The sequence below is a fragment of the Pseudomonas sp. KK4 genome (genome assembly GCF_001984065.1).
Classification (GTDB): domain Bacteria; phylum Pseudomonadota; class Gammaproteobacteria; order Pseudomonadales; family Pseudomonadaceae; genus Aquipseudomonas.
Genome location: NZ_LYVP01000165.1, coordinates 1 through 9,270 on the forward strand (window position 1 = coordinate 1; position 9,270 = coordinate 9,270).

The following is a 9,270-nucleotide window of genomic DNA, read 5'->3' on the forward strand; positions in this document are numbered from 1 at the left end:
TTGGGTGTACACGTTATTTGTGCAACGCCCAAGATCACTGTGGGAGCGGGCTTGCCCGCGATGGCGGCTTAAGGTTCGGCGCAGATGTCAGGCGCTTTGCGGGTAGAACGGGTAGTCGGTGAACCCAACCTCATTGCCGCCGTAGAACGTGTCGCGGTCATAGGCGTTCAACGGCCGGTCATGACGGATTCGTTCTGGCAGGTCGGGGTTGGCGATGAAGTCGCGACCGAAAGCGACCAGGTCGGCATCGCCCGCTTGCAGGATCTGTTCGGCGGAGGCGGCGGTGAATCCGCCCGCGGCGATGATCAGGCCGCTGTAATGGCGGCGGATCAACTGTGCCGCCACCGGGTTCTGGTCCTTGGTTTCATCGATCGAATTGCCCAGCACTCGGGGTTCGATCAGGTGCAGGTAGGCCAGGTTCATCGGTGCCAGTTGTTGCGCCACGTAGACGAACAGTGCTTCTGGGTCGCTGTCTTTCATGTCGCCGAAGTTACCGCTTGGCCCCAGGCGAACCGCCACGCGCTCATGGCCCCAGACCGAAATCACCGCCCGGGTGATGTCCAGCAGGAAACGCGAGCGCTTGGCGATGCTGCCCCCGTAGGCATCGGTGCGCTGGTTGCTGCCGTCCTGCAGGAACTGGTCGATCAGGTAACCGTTGGCGCCATGGATTTCCACGCCATCAAAACCCGCCTCGAGCCCCCGTTGCGCAGCCATGCGGAAGTCTTCGATCAAGGCCTCGACTTCCGAGGTCTCCAGCGCCCGGTGCGGCGTGCTCGGCACCCAGCCGTTGGCGGTGTAGGCGACACCGTTGTACTCCACGGCGGACGGTGCCACCGGTTGCGCGCCATCAGGCTGCATGTCGCTGTGGGACTGGCGACCGGCGTGGAACAGCTGCAGGAAAATCCGCCCGCCCTTGGCGTGCACCGCTTCCGTGACGGCCTTCCAGCCAGGGATCTGTGCGTCGTTGTACAGGCCCGGCGAGCCAAGGTAGCCATTGCCGGTAGGGGAAACCACAGTGGCTTCGGACACGATCAGGCCGCCTTCGCTGGCGCGTTGCGAGTAGTACTCGGCCATCAGGGCGCCGGGCACGTCGCCGGGCTCGGAGCGCATGCGGGTCAGGGGCGCCATGACGACGCGGTGGGTGAGGGCGTGTGGGCCGATCTGGATGCTGGACAGCAGGGTAGGGTGTTTCATGGTGACCTCCGGTAAATGTCTGGAGGCAACCTTAGGCCAGACGCTGACGGAGAAAAACGGGCCGGCGATCCGCTCACTTCGGACTGATCGTTCCGTAATCGAATCGCGCCCGGTCCCTGTTGCGGGGACCGGGCGCCCGTCGAATGACCTCATTTTGCGCTGATGGGGGCTGTCACCGTCTTGCCGAAGGTCGAGGTGATGGTGACGGTCGGGTTGGGTGTCGGGCCGGCACCGGTGGTGCTGGTCGATACCCTCCAGCGCGCTCCCGTACCGGTCGGCGTGAGGATCGCATTACCCAGGTTGAGCGCGCCGGCGGTGGTCGTTGCCGTCACCGTCAGCGTGTTGCCGGTCCCCTTGGATGTGGTACCCGCCAGATCCCAGGTGTAGCGGTTGTTGCTGCGCACCGTGACCGTCGCGCTGGTCACCACCAGGTCTTCGTTGACCACCGGTGCCGGCGTGACCGCCACCGAGACCGTTGCCGGTTCCGACACCGCGTTCTTGGCATCGCTGGCCTGGTAGGTGAAGGCTGCGGTGAACGGCGCCGGGGCGCTGGCCGGTGGCGTGTAGACCACATGCACGCCATCGGTGCTGACCGTGCCCTTGCCGGAGTCCGGTTGCGTCAGGCCCACCACCTTGAGCGGCAGGTTGCCGTCCGGATCGGTGTCGTTGGCCAGCACATTCAGGGTCACGGCTTGCCCGTTGTTGCTGGCGGCGCTGTCCGGGTTGGCGACAGGTTTTTTGTTGGTGCCCTGATCGTCGTCATTGTTGCCGGTGCCATTGCCTGTGCGGAAAGTCGGCAGCGCAGCGGAGTTGACATAGGTCACACCGTCCCAGCCGGGCAACGGTGTCGGCATCAACTGGAATTGCCCCGGATGCTCGATATCCCAACGCAGCAGCATCGAGGAGTCCTCGTGCTGGGTGTTGTGACAGTGCTCCATGTAGGTCCCGGCGAATTCGCGGAAGTGGATCGCCATCTCCACGTCCACCGAACTGTCGAGGCCCTCGCCGATGCGATACACGTCCTTGCGCGCCCATTTTTCCCATTCCGGTGGCGCCTTGCCGTCGCGGCTGAGGATGATGCCTTCCTCGAAGTGCACATGCACCGGATGGTTCCAGCCGTTGCCGCCGTTCTTGATTTTCCACACTTCCAGGGTGCCGTCGCCGCTGTAGCCGGCATCGGTCGGGCCATTGGCCAGTTGCGGTGCGGCGCTGAGCCGGCGTGGGTCCATGTTGTAGCCGAAGCCGCCGTCGGTCTTGATGGTCCAGGGCGCTTCATCGGTGCCATCGGAGCGGCCGAAAATGAACTCGCGGTGGCGCGCCAGTTTCAGCTTGGCCTGCACGGCCGGATCATCACGGTCGAGGGTCAGCGGGATCATGGTCTTGCCGGCCGCCTTGCCCGGTTTCGCCGGTTCATAGTCAGCCGGGTTCATGCTCACGTCCGTGCCGCTGTAAGGCTGCACGACCATTTGCATGAATTTGCCCACGGTAGGGTCGCCCTTGTCCCATTCCGGCCCCTTGCTACCTTGCTTGATCACCGCCTTGTACTTCTCGGACAGCACATCGGCCAGGCTCAGGCCGTTCTTTTCCGGGCCCTTGCCGGTCTTGTGTTCCATCAGGTTGACGAAGTACAGCTTGTCGCCGGTCTTGATCCCGTTTTTCGCGAAGTTGACGATGATGTCGAAGCGTTCGGCAATGCCCTGGGTCGGCAGGATCGCGTTGTGGTTCTGCAGGTCGCCATCGCCGTCCAGGTCCATGCTGCCGTCGAAGGGCACGCTATGTTCCATGAGGTTGCCGTCGTTGCCGATCATGTGGAACGGCACGCGGTTGTAGGACACCCCGGAGCCCGACGGGCCAGGGAATTCGCCGCCGTTGCCGGCCACTTCACGTACCAGGGCAATCTTCAGATAGCGCGAGACCGAGCCGTTGAGAATGCGGAAGCGATAGCTGCGCGCCCGTACCTTCAAGCGTGGCTGGTACTGCCAATTGACCAGGATCTGGTCGCCGAGAAACCCGTCGGTGTTGAACGGGTTGAACCACAGCTGACCGTTCTGATCCCAGGCCTTGTCGGCCACCACCAGATTGACGTCATAGTCGCGGTTGCCCCAAGGCAATGCCGAACCGCTGGGCAGACGCAGGTTGACGCCATCTTCGATCGCTTCGTTGCCGCGATCCATGGCGCTGTAGTAGTTCATCATCACCGCGTTGCCCTTGTAGACGTTCTGTGCGGTGAAATCGAGCATGTGGTCGTGGAACCAGTGAGTGCTCATGGTTTCGCGCCAGTCGCCACGGATCTTGATGGTGCCGTTTTCGCAGGTCTTGAGGCCCGGACTGGCGTCGTTGACGAACAGGGTTTCGCCCGGTGCGCAAGGGAACGCCGCGCGCGGGTCGTGGGCGTCGGTGTTGATGGTGTCGTAGCCGGCCAGTTGCATCGGCCAGCGATAGTCGTAGTACTGCCCCGGAAAGAAGAACGCATTGGTGTAGCCGTCGCTTTCGGCCGGGGAATGGCCGTTGTGTTCGTGGGTGCTGATGGTGTGCAGGCCGAAACCCATGTTCGCCGCCGGGTCGATCGGCAGGGCGTTGTAGTGACGCATCAGCACCGGTTGGCCGTAGCGCACCATGAGCAGTTTGGGCGGAAAGGTGCCGTCGAAGGTCCACAGTGCATTGTGGTTCTGAATCGGGAAGTTGGGGTGGAACCGGGTGTCGATGCCTTTGGTGGTGCCGGTCGTGGTCGGGATGTCCGAGGTCTGGTAGTACAGCCCGCCAGGGCCGAATTCACCGACGGCATAGTTGTGCAGTTGCCGACGGTCGCGCATGCCGCCGTTGAGCTTGGCGCCAGCCTGCACGGTCTTGAAGGCGACCTGCGGGTAGAACTCGTTCCAGCGTTGATGGGACCAGCCTTTTCCTGGCGGACGACCCTCGGCCGGCGAGCCCACGGGATGGCGGTTGAGGAACGTTTCGATCTGCGCCTTCCAGGGGTTGCGGTCCAGCACGTTGGAGAACTGGGTGGGGAACGGGTAAATCCCGGGCTGGCGCATGAAGGCTTCCAGGGCCGTGCTCGACGGGCCGCTGCGGGCGACGTTGTCCGGGTCTTGCTGTGGCGCCGGGCCTACGGTTGGCACCGGGAAGGTCAGGGGCGGTGCAGGCAGGGTCGGGTCGAGTTTTTCCGTGCCGAATTCTTCGAACAGCAGCAATTGCTGGGTAAACGGCTGCGCACCGTACAGTGGGCTCGGTTTGCCGTTGGTGGGGTAGTTGAACGAGGTCTGCGCGCTTGGCGGCAGGATGTTGTCGGCCCTGGGCGTATCACGGTTGCCGAACACGCCGTTGGGCAGGGCGATTGAGCCCTGGTTGGCTTCCGGCAGGGTTTTGATGGCGTCCAGTTCGGCCGCTGCGGCCACCGGGTCGGCCGGCGGCGTGTAGTAGGCAGAGGGGTCGGTGGGCGGTGGCTGGCTTTCATCGTCGAGCGGGGTGGCGCTGGCCGTGGCCAGGGTGATGAGCATCGCCGCGCAGGTCATACCGGACCTTCGCCAATAGCGGGTTGATTTCAATTGCGGCGTAACAGGTTTCATTTTGGGTCCCCTCGCGTCATGCCATAGCGGCGAAACCCGCCATCCCCTCGTATGGGGACGACAGCTGCTGCGGGTGCAAAGGGCCTGTGCAACAGACGGGCCACGACTGTTTGTCGGAAAAAAGTTCAAACGAATTAATTAGTTGTTTCTGATTGTTTCAGATGGGTGTGATGGGTCGATGGGGCAAAGTCCTCAATTGCGGGGGAAGTGGCGAAATTTCAGTGGGTTAGTTTCCCCAGTGTCCCATGGCCTTGCCAAAACGATCTGGCTTGGACGAAAATGAGAGTCATTATCAAATAAATTCGTGTCAGGTCTTTTCCATGTCCGCCGCCGATCTTACGCAGCATCACATCGTGCATTCGCTTTACCAGGAGCATCACAGCTGGCTGTGTGGCTGGCTGCGCAAGCGTCTTGGCTGCAACCACCAGGCGGCGGACCTTGCCCAGGACACGTTCATCCGCGTGCTGACCCAGCGCAAAGGCTTTGAGCTGCGCGAGCCGCGCGCTTATCTGAGCACCATTGCCCGCAGCCTGATGATCGACATGTTCCGGCGTCGTGCGGTGGAGCAGGCGTATCTGGACACCTTGGCCAACATTCCCGAGCCGCTGGCGATCTCACCGCAAACCCGGTCGCTGATCATCGAAACTCTGATGGAAATCGACCGCCTGCTCGATGGCCTGGGCGAGCGCACCCGGGAGATATTCCTGATGGCCCAGCTCGATGGCCTGAGCTATGTCGAGATCGGCCGGCGTTTGAATGTCTCGGTGACCACGGTCAAGAAACACGCGGTGCGCGCCTTGACCCATTGCCTGTTGCTGATCGAGGACTGAACCGTGGTCCATCCCCAACCTCCGGACTACGCCACCCTCGAAGCGGCTGCCCGCTGGTACGTCGACATGCGCGAAGGCGTGCCCAGTGAAACGACCCGCGAGGCACATCAGCGCTGGCTGGCGTGTGACCCGCGGCACCGGCAGGCCTGGGAGCGCCTGGCGCGGTTGCAGGACAAACTTGGACAGGTCAACCCCGGCATCGCCCGGCCGACCCTCAGCGGCGCCCGGGCCAAGCGCCGCGATGTGCTCAAGGTGTTGTCGATCCTGCTGATGGCGGGCGGGGCAGGGTCCCTGGCCTGGAACACTACCCCCATGCCGACCTTGATGGCCGACCAGCGCACCGGCACCGGCGAACGCCGTCGCTTGCGGCTGGACGATGGCACTCAGTTGCAGCTCAACACCGCCACCGCGGTGGACATCCGCTACAGCGACCGCCTGCGCGAAGTGCGTTTGCTGGCAGGTGAAATCCAGATCCAGACCGCCCGGGATTCATTGGCTCGGCCCTTCGTCGTCCACACCGCCGAGGGCAGCATCCGTGCCTTGGGCACCCGTTTTGTGGTGCGCCATGAAGCGGGCCTGACGCAGGTCAGCGTGCAGGAACACGCGGTCGAGGTGCGCGCGGCAGACCTGCCCGGCAGCGCGGTACGGGTCGACGCCGGCCAGCAATTGGTGTTTCGCCAGGATGCTCTGCAATCCCTGCGACCGGCCAACCCCCAGGCCGATGCCTGGACCCGCGACATGTTGGTGGTCAACGACTGGTGCCTGGCTGATTTCGTCGACGAACTGCAGCGGTACCGCCCGGGCCATCTGGGGTGCGATCCGGCGATTGCATCACTGCGCATCTCCGGGGCGTTTCACCTGGGCGACACCGACACCATCCTCGACAACCTGACCTCGACCTTGCCCGTGCGCATTCGCCGATTCAGCCGGTTTTGGACCAGCCTGCAACCGGTCTGAGTGAATGCGGAAAAAAATCCGCAGCGGGGGTTATTGATTTCGATTCTCGTTCGACTTGGTAGTTAGAGGCGCATACAGACGCCGCCATCGACTGCCCAAAGGACACCGCATGACCCCTCGCAACTTCCGCCTGAGCCTTTCATCCACCGCGCCGGTGGCCAAACCCTTGAGCCGCGCCGTACAGGCCGCGCTGCTCGGTATGGCGCTGGCCGGGCCCTTGGGCATGACGCTGGTGGCGCAACCGGCCTGGGCGCAGACCAGCGGCGAGACCGAATTCGACATTCCGGCCGGTCCCCTGGCCTTGGCGTTGACGCAATTTGCCGGTACCGCCGGGGTGACGGTTTCCTTCGAACCGGCGTATGCCAATGGCCAGAAAACCGCAGGCCTGCACGGCCGGTACTGGGTGGATGCGGGCCTGCGCCAGTTGCTGGCCGGCAGTAAATTGCAACCGGTGCTGCATGACAATGGCAGCTATTCGCTGTTGCCGATCGAGGGCTCGGGCGCGGCGCTGCAGTTGGGGGCCACGAGCATTTCCGGGGTTAACGTGGAGTCAGCCTACGGCCCCGTGGACGGCTACGTCGCCACCCGGAGCGCCACGGCCACCAAGACCGACACGCCGATCCTGGAAATCCCGCAGACCATCAACGTGGTCACCGCCGACCAGGTGCAAACCCAGGGCGCGCGCAACCTGACCCAGGCCCTGCGCTATACGCCAGGGGTCAACACCGGCGGCTTCACTGACCGCAACTCGATTGCCGACGAGATCACCAGCCGGGGTTTTGCGCCGACGCCGCTGTATCTGGACGGTGCCTACATTCCCTATGCCGGCAGCCTCGGTGGTGCGCCGCAGATCGACCCCTACACCCTGGAGCGCATCGAAGTGCTCAAGGGACCTTCGTCGGTGCTCTACGGGCAGAATCAGCCGGGCGGGCTGATCAACATGGTCTCCAAGCGTCCCACCACCGAGCAGCGCAGTCAGGTCAAGTTGGGGGCGGGGAGCTACAACCGGGTCAACGGTGCGTTCGACACCAGCGGGCCGATCGATGAGCACAAGCAGTTTCTCTATCGCCTGGTCGGTGTCGCGGACAAAGGCAACGAAATGGTCGAGCACAACGAGAGCGAGCGCCTGCTGCTGGCGCCGAGCCTGACCTGGAACATCAACGACGCTACCGCCCTGACGCTGCTGGCGCAGGTGCAGCGCGATGACGGTATACCCGATTACCAGTCGCTGCCGCGGATCGGCTCACTGGACCGTGGGCCCAATGGCGAGCACATCGACCGTGATTTTTTCTCCGGCGACACGAACTTCAATGACTACAAGCGTGACCAGTATGTCTTCGGCTATGACTTCAGCCACGATCTGAGCGATGACCTGAAATACCGGTCGACGGCGCGCTACACCGACGTGCGCGATCGCTACAAGGGGTTTTATCTGCGCAGCTTCGTCACTGAAAACGGCGTGACCGATTACACCCGGGCCAACCGCGCCAAGGTCGACTGGCATCAGCACAACATCGCCTACACCGTCGATAACAACCTGGAATATAAATTCAACACCGGCGCCCTGGAACACACGACCCTGGCGGGCGTCGACTATCGTCACTTCACCCGCAAGTACGACGGCTATAACGCCAACAACGTGCTGCCGGTGGACCTGTACGGCAAGAACAACTACGACACCAGCAGTGTCACGCCGACGCTGACCACTCAGTGGGACAACACCCTGCGCCAGACCGGGCTGTATGTGCAGGACCAGATCAAACTGGACCAGTGGATCCTGACGATCGGCGGGCGTCAGGACTGGGCCGAACTGGACAACAAGGACCTGCTGGCCTCCACCCACGAAGCCAAGCGCGACAACAAGTTCACCGGTCGCGTGGGCCTGACCTACGTCACTTCGTTTGGCCTGGCGCCCTATATCAGCTACTCCGAATCCTTCCTGCCGACCCTGGGCACCGCCGCACCGCAGCGTGGCGGCAAGGCCTTCGAACCGACCGAGGGCGAGCAGTACGAAGTGGGGGTGAAGTATCAGCCGTTCGAGAAGACGCTGATGACCGCTTCGGTGTATCAGGTCAAACAGAAGAACGTGCTGACGGGGGACGACGATTATCCGGAGTACATGTCCCAGAGCGGCGAAGTGCGGTCGCGGGGTGTCGAACTGGAGATCAAGTCGAGCCTGGACAACATCGACGTGATGGCGGCGGCCAGCTACATGGATTCGTTCTACACCAAGGACAACTGGGGCAATCAGGGCCATCGCAACGAAGCGCAGTCGCCGGTCTCAGCGTCGATGTGGGTGGACTACCACTTCACCCAGGCCAGCCTCAACGGCCTGACCTTCGGCGCCGGCGCGCGCTACACCGGGCGTAAACCGGGTGATTCCGCCAATTCGTTCGAGGTACCGTCCTGGGTCGTCTACGACACCACCGTCAGCTACGACCTGAGCAAACTCGACCCGAGCCTGCGCGGCGTACAGGCCCGAGTGAACGTGCAGAACATCTTCGACCGCGACTACGTATCGGACTGCAACTACGCGTTCGGCTGCTACTACGGACAGGAGCGAGTGGCGTCGGTGGAGATGACGTACGACTGGTAAGCGGCTGCGCTGCCACTGACGCCATCGCGGGCAAACCTCGCTCCTGCAGTGTTTTGCGTTGACCACAGATTTTGTGGGCGACACAAAACATTGTGGGAGCGGGCTTGCTCGCGAAGGCTGAGTGTCA

The 9,270-nt window shown here is 63.0% G+C and carries 5 protein-coding genes; 3 read left to right on the plus strand and 2 right to left on the minus strand.

The annotated features are described in order from the left end of the window. Window positions 1–87 precede the first annotated feature (87 nt). On the minus strand, window positions 88–1,194 hold the full coding sequence (locus B0W55_RS27360) for an alkene reductase (protein WP_077049027.1): 1,107 nt from the start codon (window positions 1,192–1,194) through the stop codon (window positions 88–90). Window positions 1,195–1,343: 149 nt separating this feature from the next. Further along, window positions 1,344–4,706 (minus strand): Ig-like domain-containing protein, encoded by a 3,363-nt coding sequence (locus B0W55_RS27365; protein WP_371807303.1) that lies wholly within the window; start codon window positions 4,704–4,706, stop codon window positions 1,344–1,346. Between the two features lie 374 nt (window positions 4,707–5,080). Between B0W55_RS27365 and B0W55_RS27370 the strand changes: the two genes are divergently transcribed. From B0W55_RS27370 to B0W55_RS27380, 3 genes are all read left to right on the plus strand, one after another. Then, window positions 5,081–5,590 (plus strand): sigma-70 family RNA polymerase sigma factor, encoded by a 510-nt coding sequence (locus B0W55_RS27370; RefSeq protein WP_077049029.1) that lies wholly within the window; start codon window positions 5,081–5,083, stop codon window positions 5,588–5,590. 3 nt (window positions 5,591–5,593) lie between these two features. Continuing rightward, window positions 5,594–6,547, plus strand: a complete 954-nt coding sequence (locus B0W55_RS27375; RefSeq protein ID WP_077049030.1) for a FecR domain-containing protein — start codon at window positions 5,594–5,596, stop codon at window positions 6,545–6,547. 109 nt (window positions 6,548–6,656) lie between these two features. Further along, the gene (locus B0W55_RS27380) at window positions 6,657–9,143 is read left to right on the plus strand and encodes a TonB-dependent siderophore receptor (protein WP_077049031.1); all 2,487 of its coding nucleotides are present in this window, start codon (window positions 6,657–6,659) and stop codon (window positions 9,141–9,143) included. The last annotated feature ends 127 nt before the right edge of the window (window positions 9,144–9,270 follow it).